At 40.5% G+C, this 20,934-nt stretch carries 24 protein-coding genes; 20 read left to right on the forward strand and 4 right to left on the reverse strand.

What is annotated here, in order from left to right:
* Window positions 1–294 precede the first annotated feature (294 nt).
* From AC0VYH_RS09455 to AC0VYH_RS09465, 3 genes are all read left to right on the forward strand, one after another.
* Entirely contained in the window at window positions 295–735 is a 441-nt protein-coding gene (locus AC0VYH_RS09455; protein ID WP_475367230.1) for a YlbF/YmcA family competence regulator, read from the forward strand.
* A 458-nt stretch (window positions 736–1,193) separates the two neighbouring features.
* Window positions 1,194–1,469, forward strand: coding sequence for a YlbG family protein (locus AC0VYH_RS09460; protein WP_098443273.1), 276 nt, complete (start codon window positions 1,194–1,196; stop codon window positions 1,467–1,469).
* A 240-nt stretch (window positions 1,470–1,709) separates the two neighbouring features.
* Window positions 1,710–2,939, forward strand: a complete 1,230-nt coding sequence (locus AC0VYH_RS09465; RefSeq protein WP_430247099.1) for an MFS transporter — start codon at window positions 1,710–1,712, stop codon at window positions 2,937–2,939.
* A 44-nt stretch (window positions 2,940–2,983) separates the two neighbouring features.
* On the opposite strand, the gene AC0VYH_RS09470 is transcribed toward AC0VYH_RS09465, so the two are convergent.
* Window positions 2,984–3,370 (reverse strand): DUF7147 family protein, encoded by a 387-nt coding sequence (locus AC0VYH_RS09470; protein WP_475367231.1) that lies wholly within the window; start codon window positions 3,368–3,370, stop codon window positions 2,984–2,986.
* 114 nt (window positions 3,371–3,484) lie between these two features.
* Between AC0VYH_RS09470 and AC0VYH_RS09475 the strand changes: the two genes are divergently transcribed.
* The 3 genes from AC0VYH_RS09475 to coaD all read left to right on the forward strand — a co-directional run bounded on the left by AC0VYH_RS09475 (window position 3,485) and on the right by coaD (window position 5,183).
* Window positions 3,485–3,805, forward strand: coding sequence for a hypothetical protein (locus tag AC0VYH_RS09475; RefSeq protein WP_430247101.1), 321 nt, complete (start codon window positions 3,485–3,487; stop codon window positions 3,803–3,805).
* A gap of 293 nt (window positions 3,806–4,098) precedes the next feature.
* Complete coding sequence (gene rsmD / locus AC0VYH_RS09480) at window positions 4,099–4,686, forward strand: 16S rRNA (guanine(966)-N(2))-methyltransferase RsmD (RefSeq protein ID WP_276511842.1); 588 nt, start codon at window positions 4,099–4,101, stop codon at window positions 4,684–4,686.
* 2 nt (window positions 4,687–4,688) lie between these two features.
* The gene (coaD, locus tag AC0VYH_RS09485) at window positions 4,689–5,183 is read left to right on the forward strand and encodes a pantetheine-phosphate adenylyltransferase (RefSeq protein WP_194221319.1); all 495 of its coding nucleotides are present in this window, start codon (window positions 4,689–4,691) and stop codon (window positions 5,181–5,183) included.
* A 14-nt stretch (window positions 5,184–5,197) separates the two neighbouring features.
* On the opposite strand, the gene ylbJ is transcribed toward coaD, so the two are convergent.
* Entirely contained in the window at window positions 5,198–6,427 is a 1,230-nt protein-coding gene (gene ylbJ, locus AC0VYH_RS09490) for a sporulation integral membrane protein YlbJ (protein WP_475367232.1), read from the reverse strand.
* A gap of 137 nt (window positions 6,428–6,564) precedes the next feature.
* Here ylbJ and AC0VYH_RS09495 point away from each other — a divergent pair, with 137 nt between their 5' ends.
* On the forward strand, window positions 6,565–7,353 hold the full coding sequence (locus AC0VYH_RS09495) for a patatin-like phospholipase family protein (RefSeq protein WP_194221321.1): 789 nt from the start codon (window positions 6,565–6,567) through the stop codon (window positions 7,351–7,353).
* The gene (locus AC0VYH_RS09500; RefSeq protein WP_475373703.1) at window positions 7,350–8,378 is read left to right on the forward strand and encodes a SepM family pheromone-processing serine protease; all 1,029 of its coding nucleotides are present in this window, start codon (window positions 7,350–7,352) and stop codon (window positions 8,376–8,378) included. The genes AC0VYH_RS09495 and AC0VYH_RS09500 overlap by 4 nt, the downstream gene beginning before the upstream one ends.
* A gap of 56 nt (window positions 8,379–8,434) precedes the next feature.
* On the opposite strand, the gene AC0VYH_RS09505 is transcribed toward AC0VYH_RS09500, so the two are convergent.
* Complete coding sequence (locus AC0VYH_RS09505; RefSeq protein WP_475373704.1) at window positions 8,435–9,652, reverse strand: nucleotidyltransferase; 1,218 nt, start codon at window positions 9,650–9,652, stop codon at window positions 8,435–8,437.
* Window positions 9,653–9,838: 186 nt separating this feature from the next.
* On the opposite strand from AC0VYH_RS09505, the gene AC0VYH_RS09510 reads away from it, so the two are divergent.
* The 4 genes from AC0VYH_RS09510 to AC0VYH_RS09525 all read left to right on the forward strand — a co-directional run bounded on the left by AC0VYH_RS09510 (window position 9,839) and on the right by AC0VYH_RS09525 (window position 12,255).
* The gene (locus AC0VYH_RS09510) at window positions 9,839–10,375 is read left to right on the forward strand and encodes a YceD family protein (protein ID WP_194221324.1); all 537 of its coding nucleotides are present in this window, start codon (window positions 9,839–9,841) and stop codon (window positions 10,373–10,375) included.
* Window positions 10,376–10,421: 46 nt separating this feature from the next.
* Window positions 10,422–10,595: a 50S ribosomal protein L32 gene (gene rpmF / locus AC0VYH_RS09515; protein WP_048309912.1), complete on the forward strand. Its 174-nt coding sequence runs from the start codon at window positions 10,422–10,424 to the stop codon at window positions 10,593–10,595.
* A gap of 134 nt (window positions 10,596–10,729) precedes the next feature.
* Window positions 10,730–11,500, forward strand: coding sequence for an enoyl-CoA hydratase/isomerase family protein (locus AC0VYH_RS09520; protein WP_475373705.1), 771 nt, complete (start codon window positions 10,730–10,732; stop codon window positions 11,498–11,500).
* Between the two features lie 191 nt (window positions 11,501–11,691).
* Entirely contained in the window at window positions 11,692–12,255 is a 564-nt protein-coding gene (locus AC0VYH_RS09525) for an RsfA family transcriptional regulator (protein WP_475367236.1), read from the forward strand.
* A gap of 29 nt (window positions 12,256–12,284) precedes the next feature.
* Here AC0VYH_RS09525 and AC0VYH_RS09530 read toward each other — a convergent pair whose 3' ends face one another.
* Complete coding sequence (locus AC0VYH_RS09530; RefSeq protein ID WP_194221327.1) at window positions 12,285–12,758, reverse strand: N-acetyltransferase; 474 nt, start codon at window positions 12,756–12,758, stop codon at window positions 12,285–12,287.
* A gap of 230 nt (window positions 12,759–12,988) precedes the next feature.
* Between AC0VYH_RS09530 and AC0VYH_RS09535 the strand changes: the two genes are divergently transcribed.
* The 8 genes from AC0VYH_RS09535 to rsmH all read left to right on the forward strand — a co-directional run bounded on the left by AC0VYH_RS09535 (window position 12,989) and on the right by rsmH (window position 20,930).
* Entirely contained in the window at window positions 12,989–14,326 is a 1,338-nt protein-coding gene (locus AC0VYH_RS09535) for an acetyl-CoA carboxylase biotin carboxylase subunit (RefSeq protein WP_475373706.1), read from the forward strand.
* A gap of 24 nt (window positions 14,327–14,350) precedes the next feature.
* Window positions 14,351–14,563, forward strand: coding sequence for a biotin/lipoyl-binding carrier protein (locus AC0VYH_RS09540; protein ID WP_194221329.1), 213 nt, complete (start codon window positions 14,351–14,353; stop codon window positions 14,561–14,563).
* Between the two features lie 53 nt (window positions 14,564–14,616).
* Window positions 14,617–16,149, forward strand: a complete 1,533-nt coding sequence (locus tag AC0VYH_RS09545) for an acyl-CoA carboxylase subunit beta (protein WP_475373707.1) — start codon at window positions 14,617–14,619, stop codon at window positions 16,147–16,149.
* 115 nt (window positions 16,150–16,264) lie between these two features.
* Window positions 16,265–17,146: a 2-dehydropantoate 2-reductase gene (locus tag AC0VYH_RS09550; protein WP_475373708.1), complete on the forward strand. Its 882-nt coding sequence runs from the start codon at window positions 16,265–16,267 to the stop codon at window positions 17,144–17,146.
* A gap of 18 nt (window positions 17,147–17,164) precedes the next feature.
* Window positions 17,165–17,548, forward strand: a complete 384-nt coding sequence (locus AC0VYH_RS09555; protein WP_194221332.1) for a DUF3397 domain-containing protein — start codon at window positions 17,165–17,167, stop codon at window positions 17,546–17,548.
* Window positions 17,549–17,650: 102 nt separating this feature from the next.
* Entirely contained in the window at window positions 17,651–19,273 is a 1,623-nt protein-coding gene (gene bshC, locus AC0VYH_RS09560) for a bacillithiol biosynthesis cysteine-adding enzyme BshC (RefSeq protein ID WP_430247113.1), read from the forward strand.
* Between the two features lie 261 nt (window positions 19,274–19,534).
* The gene (mraZ, locus tag AC0VYH_RS09565; RefSeq protein ID WP_194222283.1) at window positions 19,535–19,966 is read left to right on the forward strand and encodes a division/cell wall cluster transcriptional repressor MraZ; all 432 of its coding nucleotides are present in this window, start codon (window positions 19,535–19,537) and stop codon (window positions 19,964–19,966) included.
* A gap of 34 nt (window positions 19,967–20,000) precedes the next feature.
* Entirely contained in the window at window positions 20,001–20,930 is a 930-nt protein-coding gene (gene rsmH / locus AC0VYH_RS09570; RefSeq protein ID WP_475368899.1) for a 16S rRNA (cytosine(1402)-N(4))-methyltransferase RsmH, read from the forward strand.
* Window positions 20,931–20,934 lie beyond the last annotated feature (4 nt).

Genomic DNA, 20,934 nt, shown 5'->3' on the forward strand with positions numbered 1-20,934 from the left:
TTTCTTTTTCTTCCTCTCTAAAATAACCATGCTAGCTTATTGTTGAACTCTCGATTATTAGCATTTTGGAGTGCGAATGAATTTGCTCGAAACGTTAAAAAAGGCATAGATACGCCAATAACGAAGGGATCCACAATCTAACATAGCTAATACGAAAACATATAAATCCAGAAAATTATAGAGCTTACACCAAAAAAAGTCAATAACCAAATCGTGGATATTCACTTTACTAATATAGTAGAGGACTGGTCAGGAGGTTCCATGAAGTGGTAAGATAAGTGTGGAGGTGTATGTATGATTGCTACTCTAGATAGTGTAATGATTTTAGACCAGGCCGAAGAGCTTGGATTTTTGATAAAAGATTCAGAAGTTGCTCATGATTATCATGAGGCAAAGAAGCAATTATCAAAGAATAGGGAAGCGCAGCGTTTGATTAAGCGTTTCACAGAAATGAAGGAACTTTATGACGAGGTTCAACGTTTCGGGCGTTATCATCCGGATTTTATGACGATTACTGTAAAAGTACGTGAAGCGAAGAGAGACATGGATCTTCACGAAGCGGTAGCGGCATTTAAGCAAGCGGAAACGGAGCTCGAAGGCCTTCTAGTAGAGGTTTGCTCTCTATTAGCTGGTGAAGTGTCTCCTTCAATTAAAGTTCCATCTGGAAATCCTTTCTTTGATAATCAATCATGTGGGGGAGGCTGTGGCTCAGGCGGCAGCTGTGGATGTGGATAACCAGAGCTTTTGCTCTGGTTTTTCAATTTCGGTAACGAATACAGTCAGGACATAAGTTTCCGCAGCAAAACATCTTTTCTTGTGGTACGAGAAAGCGGACTCGATAAACAAGAAGATTTTTTTCTTCTCGAACGAAGGAATATTCCATTCTCAATTGCTTCCCTCTCATGCATTTTGCCGCCTCTAATTTAATCAAGGTTTCAATCTCAGCTTTTATGCTATCCGAATTTACTGTAAGATAAAGAAAGGGAATACCTGTGATAGTTTTTTTTGAAACAGACTTCACGGTATTTGACGTGGCTAGTTGATTTAGAAATGGACTCCAAATTTCATCAAGGTTCATTGAAGAACATCCTTTCATAAACGCAGTCTACTGTTATCCTAACTGAATCATAATAAAATGACCATCACTCTGTTCATCGAACGAGTAGATTTCATAAGTAAAGGGGAAGCGCGTCATGTTTGTAGAACGAGTTGGCCTGGCAGTCTATATTCAGTCATTGAAGCATGCCAAGCAGTTAAGAAGGTTTGGAAATGTTCACTACGTTTCCTCAAAACAAAAGTATGTCGTGATTTATATTAATCTCGATCAATTGGAAACAACGAAAGAGCGCTTGAACTCTCTCCATTTTGTGAAGCGAGTGGAGCCATCCAAACGTCCAGAAGTGCAGACGGAATATCAAAATGCAAAGCCTGATAAAGCAAAACAATATGATTACAAGATGGGACTTTAAAAAGCCAATCCTAAAGGATGGCTTTTTTATTTTGGCTCATCACAGCGCGACCTTTCACTTGGAAGAGTCAAAAACCAAGCAACGGCACATAAGCCTTAAGAAATCTCTGTTGTTCATCCTGCGCTTTATGGAAAACCTCTTCTTTACCGTACCCTTATCCTATTGAAGAAAATCTAGCTTTAATGGTTGATTATTTCGAAGTCCGAAGGATATAATGGTCGGATTAAAGGAAGTGACAAAATGGATAATTGGAAACGTAATGTCTGGATTTTGTTTGCTAGTCAATTTTTAGTTCTTGGTGCTATGACTATGATTATGCCGTTTCTACCTTTGTACGTTCAGGAACTTGGTGTAGAAGGAGAAAGTCAAATTAGTCTTTGGTCAGGTGTTATTTTTGGTGCGAATTTTTTAACTGCCTTTTTATTTTCACCATTCTGGGGACGTATGGCAGATCGACATGGACGGAAGCTTATGCTACTTCGTTCAGGCTTCGGTATGGCTATCGTGATTATTTTAACCGGATTTGCCACAGGTCCCTGGTCTTTACTTGGCTTACGTTTGTTAAATGGAGTTGTTTCAGGATTTATACCTGCCGCTATTGCACTAGTAGCGACAAACACACCGAAGGAACACGTCGGATACGCGCTCGGCACTTTAAATTCTGGAGCTGTAGCTGGTGCTATTTGTGGTCCGTTATTTGGTGGATTAATGGCTGAAACGCTAGGATTTCGAATGATCTTTAATATTACGGGTGTTGTGATTTTACTGGCGGCATTCGTTGTGTTGTTTCTTGTTAAAGAAGAGACAAAACCAGAACCATCAGCAAAAAAGGAAAAAAGCAATGCGATTAAAGATTTCAAGAAAGTAACTGTTCATTCACCGATGTTATCGTTAATGTTAGTAGGTTTTCTCGTGCAGTTCGCGCTTCTTGGAATGAATCCACTTATTCCACTCTTTGTACAACAGCTTACTTCAGGGGGAAATGTGGCTTTATTTGCAGGGATCGCTGCTTCTGTTATGGGTATTGCCAATATGTTAGCTTCTCCTAAACTCGGAAAAGTGGGAGATCGAAAGGGTTCACACCATGTTCTTTATTATTCATTAATAGGAGCGGCGATTTTCTCTATTCCGCAGGCGTTTGTTCAGGAGCTGTGGCAATTAATAGCTCTGCGCTTTTTGTTAGGGTTGTGTATTGGAGGATTGCTACCTTCCGTAAATTCACTAGTGAAAACACTGTCACCTGCCGGAATGGAAAGTAGAACGTATAGCTTTTCTAATAGTGCCGTCTATTTGGGTAATTTACTTGGACCAGTAACTGGCGGAGCGATTGTAGCGGTTGTTGGGACAAGAGGTCTCTTTTTATTTGCAGGTATTATATTATTGATAAGTGTAGCCTATGTGAAAAGAAGAGTACTTCCAATTCTTGATCGGAAACGAGCGGTATATGAATCCAAAGAAATAACATCTTAACGTACAAAAGCAGGGGTCGTTGGCCCCTGCTTTTGTTAATGAAATTATTGAAGTGGGGGAATCAGGTTATTTAAACGAAGAATACCGATGATGTAATTAAAGTATAGATCCTTCTCATTAAACTCACTTGAAGGCTTAATTTCCAATGGTATGATCGAAACGTCCAATTCCTTGCTTAGGTCTTCGAAGAGCTTTAAACGTTGCACAGAAGGCTCTTTAGAAGGGATTCCTTCTAAAGATATGTACAATGGCTGAAGGTTACCTTCTCCGGCAGGTTTTAAAACGACGACAGGCGATACGACTTGGCGGTCATTTTTGAGTGTTTTTAGTAATAACAAACGGTGAACACGATGGGAATTAGTTCTTGCAAGTTCAACTAATTCATAAATATCAGAATAGCCTTCTCCTAGTTCAATAAAGCGTTGAATCATAATGTTGTTCTCCTTTCAGTCACTTCAGAAATCCATTCATAATGTAGCATGAATTCATTATGATGGAAAGGATAAAGCGTTTGCATTAGAATGATAAGAAAGGAGGTTAACTCTATGGTCTCGATTCTGCTTCTAGTTAGTTTAGTAGGGGGATTGCTCTATTTATACTGGAAAGGACGAAATGCTAAAGAGGAAACCATCGATAAAAAATTGATTCAAGGGCTTATTATTGCGGATATTTTAGCAGCTCTAGTTTTACACGGTGTTATTACAGCTGCAGAGGCTGAAATGCTTTCTAATCAATCACTATCTGACGTTGAAGATTATTTGTTTAGTCACACTAGCATTAATGAAGGAACTTTTGGAGATTGGATTCAGCATGATTGGGATGGCATTCAGGCGATCGACATGCCACTTGATTTAGATCCTGGATAAGAAAGATCTTTCTTCTTAGTTGATCGAGCAAAAGAGAGTAAATATTACTTCATAAAAAAACCCGCAGGAAATCCTGCGGGTGCCTTAAGCTGTGAAGCCAAGGCAAATGGGAGAGGAGAAACCGGAGGAAGAACTTATGGGGAAACGTAAGTCTTTCTCCGCGGTTGGCAGCACCATTTCGTATGAACGATGCTACTACGTTTAGTATCACCATCACCTTTTCGTTTATACATTGATTTTAGCTTTCCCTTTTTTTGTGGTAGGATAAGTAGGAATATGGAAAGGATAAGGTTGTGAGAGAGATGCGTATTATTGCAGGAGATTGTAAAGGAAGGCATATTAAACCTGTTCCAGGAACCTCTACAAGACCAACGACAGATAAAGTAAGAGAGTCGATTTTTAATATGATTGGCCCTTTTTTTGATGGCGGAATGGCGCTTGATTTATATGGAGGCAGTGGGGCGCTAGGAATTGAAGCGTTAAGCCGTGGGATTGAGAAATGTGTGTTTGTTGATCGCGAGAATAAAGCGATTGAAACGATCAAGTGGAACCTAGAACAAACGAAGTTTACGGAATCCGCGGAAGTTTTTCGAAATGATTCAAAGCGAGCGTTAAAAGCGCTTCAAAAACGAGAAGTAGCTTTTTCACTTGTTCTTTTGGATCCTCCTTATCATAAAGAGCAAATTCTTCACGATCTTGAAAAGTTGACAGCGTATGATTTGTTAGAGGAAAATGCAACAATCGTTGTCGAGCACAAGAAAGAAGTGACATTACCAGAAGAATTTGCGGGTTTACGGATGATTCGTGAGGAAACGTATAGTGGTAAAACGACGATTTCAATTTATACATATGAACAGTCGGGTGTTGAGAAGGAGGAATAGTCATGGGAAAAATTGCAGTGTGTCCAGGCAGTTTTGACCCGGTGACATTTGGTCATCTGGATATTATTAAACGAGGCGCAAGAGTTTTTGACAACATTAAGATTGTTGTTCTAAATAATCAAAGCAAATCAACGCTGTTCTCAGTCGAAGAACGGGTCGAGCTATTGAAAGAAGCGACGAAAGACATTCCAAATGTAACAGTAGATTCGCATAACGGGCTATTAATTGAATATGCGAAACGCGTAGGAGCATCAACGATTTTACGCGGGCTGCGTGCCGTTTCAGATTTTGAATATGAAATGAAAATTGCTTCAATCAATCGCAAGCTTGAAGATGAAATTGAAACTTTCTTTATGATGACAAACAATCAATATTCATTCTTAAGCTCAAGTATAGTGAAAGAGATAGCAAAATACCACGCCCCTGTATCAGACCTTGTTCCTGAGATTGTTGAAAATGCCCTGAGAGAAAAGTATGGAGAATCCCCGTTAGGCTAACGGGGGTCTTTTTTCTACTTAAACTCCTTTCGCTTCGTTTGGTTAAATTGCTGTGTGAATGACACGATGAACGTTAGTAGGAAGAATAGTGTAATCCAGGGACCTGTTTGCTCAAGAAATGAGTAAACTGATTCAATAATGGACGGTGTATCTTCTCGATTCAAAACAGGAAGCGATCCATTTCCAGAAGATAAGTAGTTTAAATAGAGTGGTTTCCAGATGACGAGCGTTAGGAAAGCCGCAAAGAAGCCATGAAGTAATCTGGCGAAAAAAAAGGGCTTAAATCGAATATCGGTATCTGCCAAAATACTTGCAACCTGTGCTTGTACGGAAAGACCGTTAAAAGCAAGAATGAAGCTCGTAATCATAGCCTGCGCAACTAAAGTAGCTGAACTTTCACTTGCGAGCTGGCTACCTAGTGTGATTTCAAACATTCCGGAAAGCAGAGGAACATCAAGCTCTGGTGGAAGCTGAAGGAGAATCAGGATAGACCTAAGTGCTCCAGCAAGTAATGGTGCAAGACCAATGACGGAAAGCAGTTCATTTAATACTGAGAATAGAATGATAAACCCACCAACCATTAATAATGTTTTGATAGAAGAATGAACAGCGTCACCCATCATTTTACCGAATGGACGCTTGTCATTCATTCGTGTGTCATGAAGTGCAGAGAAAGCTAAACTAAGTCTCGACTGATGTGATCGTATGGTAACAGTTGGATGGTGATCTTCCGGGTGATGAAAACGCATGACTAGTCCAACCATGATATTCCCGCCATAGTGAGCTGCAGCAAGAATAACGCCAAGTGCAGGATTATGGAAAAATCCAACCCCAACTGCAGCAAAGATAAAGAGCGGATTCGAACAGTTCGTAAATGAAACGAGCCGCTCGCCTTCGATGGCTGTAATGTCATTGTTTTGGCGAAGGTGTGCTGTGTATTTCGCTCCTGCAGGAAATCCTGAGGCAACTCCCATAGCAAAAACAAAGGCACCTGATCCTGGTACACGAAATAGTGGTCGCATCAAAGGTTCTAATAGAATCCCTATAAATCGCACAACCCCAATACCAATCAACAGTTCAGAAATAATAAAAAAGGGTAATAAAGAGGGGAATACAATATTCCACCACATTGATAATCCACTTTTGGAGGCTTCTAGAGTGTGTTCTGGAAATAAAATAACGGCGAGAGCAACGATCGTAACTGACGTTGCAAGCAATAATGTTTTCACTACTTGAACGTTCACAAGTACATTCCTCCCACTATTTGATCGTCTTAAGTTAATTCAATTATTCATCAAACCTGTCCGATAATTAAAATATACGTATGTGAGGCACAATTAGACCATATGATTAAGCAGTTATAGACAGGGAGGCGTTCTCAATGAACCGTCCTAAAATCGGATTAGCTCTCGGTTCCGGAGGAGCGAGGGGATTCGCTCATTTAGGGGTGCTAAAAGTACTTATTCAAGAAAAAATACCAATTGATTACATTGCAGGAAGCAGCATGGGCTCTTTAGTAGGGGCAATTTATGGATCGGGACACGATGTCAATACAATGGAGAAAATGGCATCGCTTTTTCGACGAAAATATTATTTGGATTTCACCGTACCAAAGATGGGGTTTATTGCCGGTAATAAAGTGAAGAGTTTAATTGAAACACTAACGCAGGGAAAGCAAATTGAGGATATGCATCCTCCACTTGCGATTGTGGCGACGGATATTATTAAAGGAGAGAAAGTAGTCTTTCGTTCTGGTCCTGTTGCACAAGCTGTTAGAGCCAGCATCGCTATTCCGGGAATTCTTGTCCCTGAAAAAATAGGTGATAGGCTTCTTGTTGATGGTGGTGTGATTGATCGTGTTCCCGTATCTGTAGCAAGAGAAATGGGGGCAGATCTTGTGATTGCTGTTGATGTTTCAAACGTAAAGAAAGAGCCTGATGTTACATCAATTATTGACGTGATTATGCAAAGCATTGATATTATGCAAAATGAAATGGTAAGGCTTCATGAAATTAATGCAGATGTCATGATTAAACCTGGCTTAGAATCATTTCAATCAAGAGCATTTACGAATGTGATGGATATTATTAAAATCGGAGAGGAAGAAGCCTACCGCCACCTTGATCAAATTCATCAGGCGGTGGAGGTGTGGAAGGAGAAAAATAAATGAACCGAGGCACAAAGAGATTCACCTATGTGTGGGCGATTATCATTGTATTGGTTGCTGCCGTTACATTCATTGACCTCCCATATTATGTAACGACACCCGGAGAAGCAAGAGTGTTAGATGAAGTAATCAATGTTGAAGGTGGCTCACAAGATGGTGGAGAGTTTATGCTCACGACTGTCCGAGTCGGAGAAGCAAACTTAGTTCAGTATATATGGGCGCAATTTAATGAGTATCATGAATTGATCGCAGAAGACTTAATTAAGCGTGAAGGTGAATCGGACGATGAGTATCACCAAAGACAGCTTGATGTGATGGCTAATTCACAAACGAGTGCCACAATCGTTGCTTATGAAGCCGCAAAGAAAGAGATAAAAATCACAAAAAATGGTGTCCTAGTAACCGGTATAATAGAAGGCATGCCGGCAGATGGGAAATTAGAACTTGGTGATTTGATTGTTGAGGTTGAAGGGAAAAGGATTGAGGAAACGGAACAGCTACTTGATGAACTAGGATCCTATGAGGAGTCAGATACGGTTAATATGACGATCAAAAGAGGCGATCAAGAAAAGCAGATAGAGCTAGGTTTCTCGAAATTCCCTGAATCATATGGAACAGGAGATGATAAAGTTGGCGTTGGTATCACTGGTCCAGTAACAGCAACGTCAATTGAAACAGATCCCTCTATTAATATCAATACAGATGAAATTGGCGGACCATCAGCCGGGCTAATGTTCACGTTAGAAATTTACAATCAGTTAACCAAAGAAGATTGGACAAAAGGGTACGACATTGCCGGAACAGGTACGATTAATGAAAGTGGAGAGGTTGGACCTATCGGCGGGATTAAACAAAAAATCGTTGCAGCTGATGGATCTGGAGCCGAAATATTCTTCGCCCCAGTGGCTCACTCCAACTACGATGATGCCATGGAAGCGGCAGAAGATATCGATACAGATATGAAAATTGTCCCAGTCGAAACATTCCAGGATGCTATTGACTACTTAAAGCAATTAGACGTGAAGTAAAACGTGATCGTTGGATACTTATTAAAATCACCCTGCCATAATAGCAGGGTGAGTTTTTAATCGATCATAATTGGGACGGATTTATGCTCTTTTTGTAGAAACGCTTCTTGATGGAAACCTGAATAGCCAAGCGCATAAACTTGACTAGCGCGCCTCTCAACTGTAAGAAAAGGATGATCAAACTGGTTGATGTTTGATACAAGAGGAACGGGAAGAGAGTTTTTCTTTTCATTAAGGAATGCTCTTCCTGCTTTCGTCATGCCAAGAATTCGAACGTAAGGAGCATCCTTGTTCTCCAAAGCAGGCAACATTTCATTTTTACTTGTTTGTGTTAGAATATGGAGCGCTAAGCGTTGGATTCTCGTCCATGTATACCGCTTCGTTTTCACGAGTTCCATGAAGGATTGAAACGTTTGGGCTTGCTTCGCCATTGTAGCGAGACGATTCTCAAGTCCTTCCTCCGCTTCATAAATGGAGGAAAGGTGAACGTTACTAGAAGTAAGCAGCTTATAGCGAAGCAGATGATAAAGGTTATGCCATCCCTGAAAAGAATCATATGTCCGTTGATAGTTTGTTAATTCAAAATAAGTTGGTTCTGGCACGTAAGCCTGAATTTGATCAAGAGAACTGCCTTTAAATAATTCTCGTCGAATGCCAGTCGCACTTGCTATTCTTTTATCAACGAAGTCTTGATCATGGTAGCCTGCTTTTGTACGAAGTATCGTTAATGGTTCGATGAGGGCATTCTGTGCCTGTATGGCTTTCACATAATGGTAGCCTAATATATTGTTGGGCTGTGATAGGTCAAGAACGTGAGCGTGTCCTTCAAGGCTTTCAAAAGCTAGTGAAGAAGCTTTCGGATAGCTATTACCTTGTCCCATATAATATTTAATGCGTTCGTTGTAGTCTTTCTCGTGCATTTCGATAAACGATGCAGTCTCTTGAAACTCTTCGATGTCTCCAGATTCACTTCCGAAACAAACGTAATCGATTCCGAGTGAATTTAAGATTGAGATAGCACCTTTCGCAAAAATTTCCGCTTTTTGGGTAGCATATACGTAAGGTAATTCTACTACAAGATCAATTCCGTTTTTTAAGGCCATTTGTGTTCGTGTCCATTTATCAACGAGTGCTGGTTCTCCTCGCTGAAGAAAAGATCCGCTCATGACTGCAACGATTACATCAGCGTTGGCCACTTTTTTTGTTTCGTTTAAATGATGCAAATGTCCATTGTGAAAAGGGTTATATTCCACAATAACTCCAGCAGATGTCATTCGGCTGCTCCTCTCTGTCCGTTGTATAAGGGACGTACATTTTTATTAGTTGAATTCAAGGTTTTTCCTCTGGTATGATAAACATTATACCAAGATTAACGATGAAACAACTGGTGTAAAGAAAAAATATTGACATTTACGTATTTTGTAGCTATAATACTTTTGTTGCCTTGAGGTGATATACAGATGAAATGGTCAATTGAACAATTGAAGTCCTTTAAACTAAAAGGCCTTACAATTGACGAAGAAGTAAATGTAGAGGAACTGAAGGAACGTAATCCAGATATTCGTGAGATTACACCAGTTCATGTTACCGGAGAAACATCGTTTCATGGTAATAAGGTTACCTTTCATCTTACAGTGAAAGGCAAAATGGTTCTTCCATGTGCCAATACACTAGAGGATGTTGATTTTCCGTTCGTAATTCGCCCAATGGAGACATTTGTGCTTGAAGCAAACACAAGTGGCGTTGATTTTGAGGTGGAAGATGAAGAAATTCATCAAGTTTCGGGAAATACGGTTGACTTAGTTCCGTATATTAAGGAAAATATACTTTTGGAGATTCCGATTCGAGTTGTGAAATACAGCTCTGAATCTGATGAAATGCCAAAAAAATCCGGAAATGGATGGGAAGTCATTACGAAAGAACAACCGAAAGAAAAGGTTGATCCTCGTATGGCCGGTTTAGCTGATTTTTTCAACAAGGAAAATGAAGATAACTAAGCCTTACTTCCGTAAGATCAGTTAACTTTTTAAGGAGGTGGAAACAATGGCAGTACCAGCTAGAAGAACTTCTAAAACGCGTAAAAATAAGCGTCGTACTCATTATAAATTAGAAGTACCAGGAATGGTAAAATGCCCTAATTGCGGCGAATTCAAACTTTCTCACCGTGTTTGTAAAGAGTGTGGAAATTACAAAGGTGAAAACGTAGTAAGCAAGTAATCTTGCGAAGCAGAGAGAGAAATCTCTCTGCTTTTTTTTACGCTTTAATTATTCGATTATTTAAAAATATTTAACTACGAATAGTAAAAAGAATGAGCGCTCAATAATTTGAACTATATAAGGTGGGATGATGGATGACGAGTGTGAGAGTGGAGAGTCGTAACGAAGCAGCAATTCTTACGATTAATCGCCCTGAGCAAAGAAATGCGATTAATTACGAGGTGATGGATCAATTAATGGAAGCAATTGATAAGGCTGAATCAGATCCAAATGTAAAATACCTCGTTGTAACCGGAAGCGCAGATAAGGTATTTTGTAGCGGTGGGGATGTAAGGGCTTTCAAGGAACTTTGCACTGAAGAGCAGGCGTATACGATGCTTCGGAAAATGGGTGATGTGCTAGACCGCTTGTTTTTCTGCAAGAAACCAACTGTGGCTCTATTGAATGGCCATGCTGTTGGAGGTGGGCTTGAACTTGCTATTGCGTGTGACTTTCGGATAGCGAAAAAGAATATTCAAGTAGGTTTCATCCAGGGATCGATCGGGCTAACGACAGGCTGGGGCGGATCGACGTATGCTCTAACAAGAATGAATCATGGGGAAGCGATGAAAATGCTCATGAGTGCTGATCGCTATTCTGACCAAGAAGCCCTTGCAAATGGATGTCTTACATATGTAACCACACACCCTTCTTTTCAAGACGATGCTTATCAATACATAGAAAATCTGTTTAAGCGTTCTCCTTTGATTCTCTCTACTTACAAGTCTTATTGGTTAGCTAGTCTAGATCAAAATCTGATTCGAGATAGAGTTGAGAAAGAAATAAGAAGCTGTGCGATTCTATGGGCGACCGAAGAGCACCATCAAGCTGTGGCAACATTCTTGAATAAAAGTGGTAGTCGTTAACTCCGTAGTATCCTATGCCTTAAAGTTAACACAATTAGCTATCATAGCTCTTTTTATAGACGTTTTAGCGATTAAATTAATCTGAAATTGACCAAATAGATAAGAAAATAGATTCTTTCATGAATAGAAGAGTCTACTACCTCTAGTAAATGCATAAGATGACTGTAAAACGGTTATTGGGGGGATTGCGCTTGGTACCAATTCGCCAGGATGCATGGTCAAAAGACGAAGATGTGTTGTTAGCCGAAGTCGTTTTACGTCATATAAGAGAATTCAGCACACAACTAGCTGCATTTGAGGAAGTAGGGAGAACACTTTCTCGAACGCCGGCTGCGTGCGGTTTCCGATGGAATTCCTTGATTCGAAAACAGTACGAAGCAGCGATAACTTTAGCGAAGAAACAGCGTAAGGAACAGAAAAAGAACCAATCGCAGTCGAAACGTGAATCGGTAGAAGAGGATCGAAGCATTGATTTAATTGACGAAGCGATCAGTTTATTAATCACATCCAAAACGCACCTTGCCGAATCAAATCAACATGAAGCTTCGTTACAAGAAGCTATGGCCGAAAACCTGCAACTCAAACAGCATCTTCATCAACTAGAGAAAGAATATATGTCAGTACAGGAAGATTACCAATCTTTATTAGAGATCATGGAAAAAGCGAGAAAAATGGTTATTTTCCAAGAAGAAGATCAAGGGAATTTACGATTTCAGATGGATGCAAATGGGAATTTAGAGAAAATAAAGAAATAGGAGCAGCCAGGGCTGCTCCTATTTCTTTATTATTCTTGTTCGGAAACGCCTTCTGGGTACCAAACATACGGATTTTCGCCTCGATCACGATCAGGTTGATACGTAACGGCTTCAAACCCCATTTTCTCCCAAAATTCACCTGAACCTTGTCTCGCATTTGTTTTCACTGGAACATTAAATGTTTTTGCGAAATTAACAAGAGTCGAACCATAATCTCGATTATGATACTGCGGAAGCACTTCAAGCTTCCAAAGTTCCAGGTAATCCTGTGGTGGATCGAAGTAACGATCATACTTTCCATCGATTCGATAAAGGCTCATTCTAGCTACTAGTTTGTCAGCGTAGTAGATACCATAGAATGGCGATTCACTATCGTTTTCGATGATATTATCCTGAAGATCCTCCATCATGGAAAGTTCCTGAATGCCGAACTCTTTAAATTTCTTAAACTCCTCAAGAGTTTTGTAATTGATTACAAGTGGACGAACTGTTAAGTCTACCATAGCGGCCCCCTCCGTCAAATGTGCTTATTTAATCTCTAAGATGAATAGAAGTATAAACTCCTTCTCATTTATATTATAACCGAAAACACGAAACTTTTCCTCATTTCAAAAAACAAAGTATAAAAGGAATAATTTGAATATTTATTGAAACGTGAAGCGGAATTAATGATATGATAAATGTAAGGGTTTTCAAAAACCTGGTTCATGATTGTAATGAGAGGGGCGATAGTTTGAAAAAAATCCTAATTGCAAACCGTGGCGAAATTGCTGAACGAATCATTCGAACATGCAGCAGACTAGGAATAGAGACGGTTGCTGTTTATTCTAGCGCTGACAAAGATCTTCCATACGTAAACCAAGCAACAACGGCTCATCACATTGGAGATCCACCAGCAGCTAAATCCTACTTAAATCAGGATGAAATTCTTCGAATCGCGCAAGAAGAGAAGGTGGATGCTGTCCATCCCGGATATGGCTTCTTGTCTGAGAACGCCTCTTTTGTAAGAAAGATTGAAGAGAGAGGGATAACCTTTATCGGACCATCTGCTGATGTGGTTGAGGCAATGGGTGATAAAATCACCGCGAGAAAAACAATGCAAGAAGCAGGGGTACCGGTCGTTCCGGGCAGTGGTGAAATTGAGGATGTGACAGAAGCGATCGCATTTGCAAATGAAATCAACTATCCGATCATGTTAAAAGCAGCTGCAGGCGGAGGCGGGATTGGCATGCAGCGCTGTGAAAATGATCAAGAGCTAGAAAAAGCATTCGTATCAAGTCAGAACCGTGCTAAAGCCTATTTTGGCAATGGAGCGATGTTCGTCGAAAAATTCATTGACGATGCGCGCCATATCGAAGTGCAAATTGTGGGAGATGACAATAACAATATCGTTCATCTGTTTGAAAGAGATTGCTCGATACAGAGGCGTAATCAGAAGGTGCTTGAAGAAACGCCATCACCTTTTTTGTCTGAAAAGACTCGTGTTCAAATAGGTGAAGCCGCTTTATTAGCTGCTAAGCATGTTCATTATACAAATGCTGGGACAGTAGAATTTGTGATGGATCAGAATGAAAACTTTTATTTTCTAGAAATGAACACCAGGTTACAAGTAGAGCATCCGATCACGGAAGAAACTGTTGGAGTAGATTTAGTTGAATGGCAGCTCCTTGTTGCAAAAGGTAAAGACTTACCTTTGAAGCAAGAAGATATTGTGCCAACTGGTCATAGTATTGAATTTAGGCTATATGCAGAAGACCCAACATCGTTCATGCCATCACCTGGCAAAATTGAAACGCTAAAGTTTCCTGAAATAGAAGGGGTTCGGATTGATGCAGGCTACGAAAGTGGTTCAAGCGTTTCCCCGTTCTATGATCCGATGATTGCCAAAATTATTGTGTCAGGCGCTACTCGTAAAGAAGCGATCGACAAAGGAGAGGCTTTCTTTAAGGATTTCTCATTAACTGGGATCAAGCATAATGGTCCGTTGTTTACCCAATTACTAGGTGAGCGTCATTTTCAAGAGGGGAACTATTCGACGTCTTATTTAGCTCGTCATCTTATTAAAAAATAATCAATGAGAAAAGGAATGATGAAAATGCAAGAAATAAAAGCATCAATGGCTGGAACGGTATTAAACGTAATGGTAGGAGAAGGAGATTCAATTACAGCAGGTCAGGAGCTTGTGATGCTTGAATCGATGAAGATGGAAATTCCGATTGAAGGTGTAGAGGAAGGAACGGTCACAGAGGTGAAAGTAAGCGTTGGTGATTTTGTTAACGAAGGTGATGTTCTCGTTACCGTTAAGTAAGGAAGCTAGCTGAACGAGCGCTCGATCTAATCATAAACAAAGGAGGATTCAAAATGAATCATCTTGAAGAACTTTTAGCCACTAAAGCTACAGAAGTAGAAGGTGGTGGATCTGACAAATACCATCAAAAGCTAAAGGAATCGAATAAGCTTTTTGTGCGTGACCGACTTAAGCTTCTATTTGATAACGGTGAATATACGGAAGATGGTAAATTCGCGAACTATCATGCGAAAGATCTTCCTGCAGATGGAGTTGTCACCGCGATTGGCAAAGTGAATGGAGAAAAGGTTTGTGTGATGGCCAATGATTCTACAGTTAAGGCAGGATCTTGGGGTGCGAGAACGGTTGAGAAGATTATTCGCATTCAAGAAACAGCAATGACCTTGAAAGTACCTCTCTTGTATTTGGTCGATTCAGCCGGAGCTAGAATTACAGATCAGCTTGAAATGTTTCCAAATCGACGTGGGGCTGGAAGGATTTTTCATAATCAAGTGAAAATGTCTGGAATGGTACCACAAGTTTGCTTGCTGTTTGGACCTTCAGCTGCCGGCGGCGCATACATACCAGCTTTCTGTGATATTGTCATTATGGTCGATAAAAACGCGTCAATGTATCTTGGTTCACCTAGGATGGCTGAAAAAGTAATAGGGGAAAAAGTAACGTTAGAACAAATGGGTGGTGCACGAATGCACTGCAGTACAAGCGGGTGCGGTGACGTTCTTGCTGCAAACGAGGAGGAAGCGATTGAACTTGGAAGGAACTACCTTAGTTATTTTCCGGGGAATTTCCATAAGCGCACACCTCATCTAGAAGGTAAGCTACCTTCGCTTGAAAAGTCAATCAGTGATATCGTACCTGAAAATCAAAATGCGCCGTTTAACATGTATGACTTAATTGAGGCACTCGTGGATAGTGAAAGCTTTTTTGAAATGAAGAAGCTCTTTGCCCCAGAGTTGATTACTGGTTTTGCTAGAATAGATGGACGAGTAGTTGGATTGATTGCCAATCAACCAAAGGTTAAAGGCGGCGTTCTTTTCGTTGATTCTGCAGATAAGGGTGCGAAATTTATTCAGCTCTGCGATGCCTATCATATTCCTCTCGTGTTTCTTGCGGACGTTCCTGGATTTATGATTGGAACGAAAGTTGAAAGTGCTGGGATTATTCGCCACGGCGCTAAATTGATTGCGGCAATGAGCTCGGCTACGGTACCAAAGATCTCGGTAGTCGTGAGGAAAGCTTATGGAGCGGGGTTGTATGCGATGGCAGGCCCTGCATTTGAACCTGATTGCTGCATAGCTCTTCCGACTGCACAAATTGCCGTAATGGGACCTGAAGCTGCAGTCAATGCTGTTTATGCTAATAAGATAAATGCGATTGAGGATCCTAAGGAACGTATGGAATACGTCAAAGAGAAGCATCAGGAGTATAAAGAACACATTGATATTTACAAACTTGCTTCTGAATTGATTGTGGATGACATAGTTCCCGGAAGTGAGCTGCGTGAAGTTTTAGTGGATCGATTAAGCTACTATGAATCAAAAGAAGTGGCGGCGCCAGATAAGAAACACCCTGTTTATCCTGTATAAAAGTCGTAAAATCCCTTAACTTAACTGTTAAGGGATTTTTTACTCATCATTGACGAGAACCTGTGCTAAACTTTAAGAAGAATATCATGTGTTAGACAAGAGGGTGACGTGAAAGTTGAATATTACGGTTATCGGAGCTGGATCAATCGGTTTACTGTTAGCATCAAAGTTTGCGATGGAAGAGCACGTCGTTACAGTCGTATGTCATCGAAATGAACAAGCTGATCTGCTCAATCGAGGGATTATATATAAACAAGGAGAAAATATACGCGTAGCGCATGTTCGATCCACGCATCTTCTGGCGGGGGGCGAAACGGATTTACTCGTTGTTGCAGTTAAATCTAATCAAGTTCCCTCTGTTATAAAGATGATTCAAAAGGTATACCGGGATAACCATTTACCTGATATCCTTTTTGTACAAAACGGCATGGGGCACCTTTCTCATTTATCATTACTACAGCATAATATTCTAGTTGGAGTTATTGAGCATGGCGCAAAGAAGGTAGATGAGAGAACGGTCGAACACACAGGAAGCGGCGTTATAAGAGTGAGTGCATTTAGTGGCCTGCCTAATCCGCTTGCAAACCTCTCAACCAGGGATTTTCCGATTTATTATGAAAGTGACTGGTACCAGATGCTTGCAAAAAAACTTATTGTGAACTGTGCGATTAATCCTCTCAGCGGAATTTATCACGTAACAAATGGAGAGCTGCTCCAAAATCCAAGGTTTTATAGTGTGATGCGAGAATTAGTTAAGGAGACCTGTCGCGTACTTCAATTAGAGTATGAAGATGCTTGGAATGATACACAGCTTATATGCAGGCGAACGAGCTCGAATACGTCATCTATGCTTGCAGACTTAAAGGCGGGAAGAGTGACAGAGATCGATGCGATCACAGGCTTTATTCTTAAAGAAGCTGAATTAAATGGCCAATACGTTCCTTATTCTAGGTTTGTCTACGACAGTGTGAAGGGTCTTGAGATGTTAAATAGATAGAGAAAGGAGTCTCATGAAATGGAAAACCTCTTATCATGGATTGTAGCAACGGCCGTAACGATTCCGCTGCTTGCCTGGTACCTGGTCTATATTATTACGGTAAAAACGACACGGAAGAAAAAGTTCTCCTTTCGTCTTGCGGTAGATGTTTCAACGATCTTTTTTATCTTAAGCGTTCACTTTATTCTCGTTGAATTACTTGGTCAATCATTTCTTTGGGTCATTTTACTAATGATTATTGGGGCGGCTGGTGCATTTACCGTGCTTCATTGGAAAATGAAAGATGATGTCGAGATTCACAAAGTGATAAAAGGTGCGTGGCGTTTTAATTTTCTATTGTTTTCTACAGGGTATATTGTTTTAGTGCTTATTGGGTTAGTTCACCGAATTCTATCGGTCTAACTTATAAGCTTTTTTTTTGGTAGCAATGAGGAAGTTTGATATACTAACAAAGGATTAAATAGGCGGAGTTCCGCATTTGTGTCAAGAAAGGAAGAAATATAAATGAAACTCAAAGAAACATTCCTTCCAGGATCAAATGTCATTGCGACAGATTACATTGCTGAGAAAAAAGGAATCTCAGCTTTTTTTGACTATACATATCAGCATGATTCCTCATATGAAAAGCGATACGAAGAGTTAATGGAACGTCATCAAGATCGTGCGAATTTAACGGAACACTTGATGGAGTTTAATGAGCAATTTGAAGCAGAAGGACCGGCGCTTGCAAATATCGAGCGTTTACAACAGCCAGAAGCGGTAACTGTTGTTGCAGGGCAACAGGCTGGGGTGTTAACTGGTCCCCTTTATACGATCAATAAAGCGATATCGGTCATTAAATTAGCAGCAGAGAAAGAACGAAAGCTAGGTGTACCTGTTATACCTATCTTTTGGGTAGCTGGAGAAGATCATGATTATCATGAAGTCAATCATATTTATTCGTATGATGAAGGGCGAGAGCGCAAAGAGGCAGTGCCTCAAAAGCAAATGACAAAGCAGGCATTGTCTGATATATCGCTTGATCATGATGCGATTAACTCTTGGACGCGTGACATGCTCAAACGATTTGGCGAAACCTCTTATACGAAAGAGATTCAAGGGTTTCTAGAACGTGTAACTGAGAAATCTAATACGTACGTTGATCATTTTTGTTACATCATGACAAAGCTTTTTTCAAAGCATGGACTTGTGCTCGTAGATTCAGGTAACCGAGATTTTCGCCGTCTACAGACTGACGCGTTTAAACAAATGATTCATCAAAATGAAACAATCAATGAAGGTGTTTTAACCCAGGCGGCTCATCTTCGTGAAGAGAATTATCCAATTGGTGTCGATCTTGATGACCTACAAGCAAATTTATTCGTAAAGGTAAACGGCGAACGGATATTACTAGAACGAATAAACGGAAGATTTGAGGGGAAAACCGCTTCCGTTTCCTACTCAAAAGAAGAGCTGCTTGAATTAGCGGAACATCAGCCGGAAGATTTAAGTAACAATGTTGTGACGCGACCGATCATGCAAGATTTAATGTTTCCTGTGCTAGGTTTTGTGGCTGGACCAGGTGAACTTGCTTACTGGGCTTTACTGAAGCCAGCCTTTCATACTTTCGGAATAAAAATGCCTGTCATCGTGCCGCGACTGACATTTACGTTTGTAGAGCGACATATTCAAAAGTATGTCGATGATCTCTCTTTATCAGATGATGAAATCCTAAAGTCAGGGATTGATCACTCGAAAGAATCCTACGTGCGTCATTTAGATGATGTAGGGATCGGGGCTGCATTTAAAGATGCTAAGTTGAAAGTGGACGACATTCATCAAAATCTTCGCGAATTAACAGAATCCGTTGATCATGGACTTAATCGCTTTGCTGAAAAAAATGGCCAATTTCTTCAAAGACAGCTTGATCTTCTTCAGCAAAAACTTTATCAATCACTCGAGTATCAGCATGAAAATACGCTGGATAAATTCGATGAAGTAGGCTTTGCGTTAAAACCTAACGGGGCGCCTCAAGAGCGGAAGTGGAACGCAGTCTATTATTTAAATTGGCATGGTTTGGATTTTGTGGATCAAGTGATGGAACTTGAGCTTCCGTTTAATGATAAGCATAAGGTGATTTATCTTTAAGGGATAGAAGGAAAGCTGCCGGAGGATTCTGGCAGCTTTTTTGATTTGGCCAATATAACCTCTGTATGGCATGATTTCAAGCGGGTGACAGGCACCCGCGGAATGGCGAGTACCCTTTTTGTTTGAAAACCAAATATTTTTAAATAAAAATCCCGCTGAACAGCAGGATTTTTGTTTTGTGGTACGAATTATTTTTTTAGTGGTGAAAAGTGGGGAGTTGTGGTAACTTAGAGGTAGAAAGTGGGAGAGGTGGAGGAAGCCATGTTTATGGGGGAATATCAGCATACTGTTGATGAAAAAGGCAGAATGATCATTCCCGCTAAGTTTCGTGAAGAACTTGGTGAAACCTTCGTCCTCACTCGCGGGTTAGATAAATGCATCTTCGGCTACCCAATGACAGAATGGGAAGTTCTTGAAGAGAAGATGAAGACACTCCCTTTTACAAAGAAAGATGCTCGTGCTTTTACCCGATTCTTTTTCTCAGGTGCAACTGAATGCCAACTGGATAAACAGGGCAGGGTAAATATTGCCGGAACATTACGCCAGTATGCAGGGCTTGAGAAAGAATGCGTTGTGATTGGTGTTTCAAATCGATTAGAAATTTGGGACAAAGCCGTTTGGGAAGAGTACTTCAATGCATCAGAAGAGTCTTTCTCTGAAATCGCGGAAAGTATGATGGATTTCGATTTGTAGAAGGTCAATATGGAATGAAGGTTAAGGTGTAGCTATGTTTGAACACATTACAGTATTAAAAGAAGAAGCAGTGAACGCACTAAATATTAAAGAAGATGGCATTTATGTTGACTGTACGCTTGGCGGCGGCGGTCATTCAAAAGCAATCCTGGATAAGCTTACCACAGGACACCTCTATGCTTTTGATCAGGATCAATGGGCAATAGATAACGCCAAAACAACACTTGCAGGCTATGAGGACAAGCTGACAGTTATTGAACGAAACTTTAGCTTCATCAAAGAAGCCCTCTCTGAACTTGGTGTTGATGGCGTTGATGGCATTTTATTCGACCTTGGTGTTTCCTCTCCGCAGCTTGATAAAGGTGAGCGGGGGTTTAGTTATCAGCATGATGCTCAGCTCGATATGAGAATGGACCAATCTTCCAGTTTATCGGCGTATGAAGTGGTGAATGAATGGCAGTATGAGCGCCTTGTCTCGATTTTTTTCAAATTTGGTGAAGAAAAGTTTTCAAAACAAATCGCTCGCAAAATTGAAAAAGCAAGAGACTTAAAACCGATTGAAACCACATTTGAACTCGTTGATATTATTAAGGACGCTATTCCAGCACCTGCGAGAAGGAAGGGAGGGCATCCCGCCAAAAGAATTTTTCAGGCTATTCGAATAGCAGTGAATGATGAGCTTAAAGTATTTGAAGAGGCTCTTAAAGATGGGATGTCTATTTTGAACTCTGGTGGCAGAATGAGTGTGATCACGTTCCATTCTCTTGAAGATCGTATTTGCAAAACGACTATGAAGGAAGCGGCTTCTGGTCCAGAACTTCCGCCTGGAATGCCGATTATTCCAGATGCCTACCAGCCTGATATCAAGCTTGTAACAAGAAAGCCGATTCTTCCGTCAGAAGAAGAACAAGAAGCAAACAGACGCGCACGATCCGCAAAGCTTCGTGTAGCAGAGAAAGTGTAAAGAT

This window comes from Anaerobacillus sp. QJM3NY_32 (assembly GCF_056173645.1).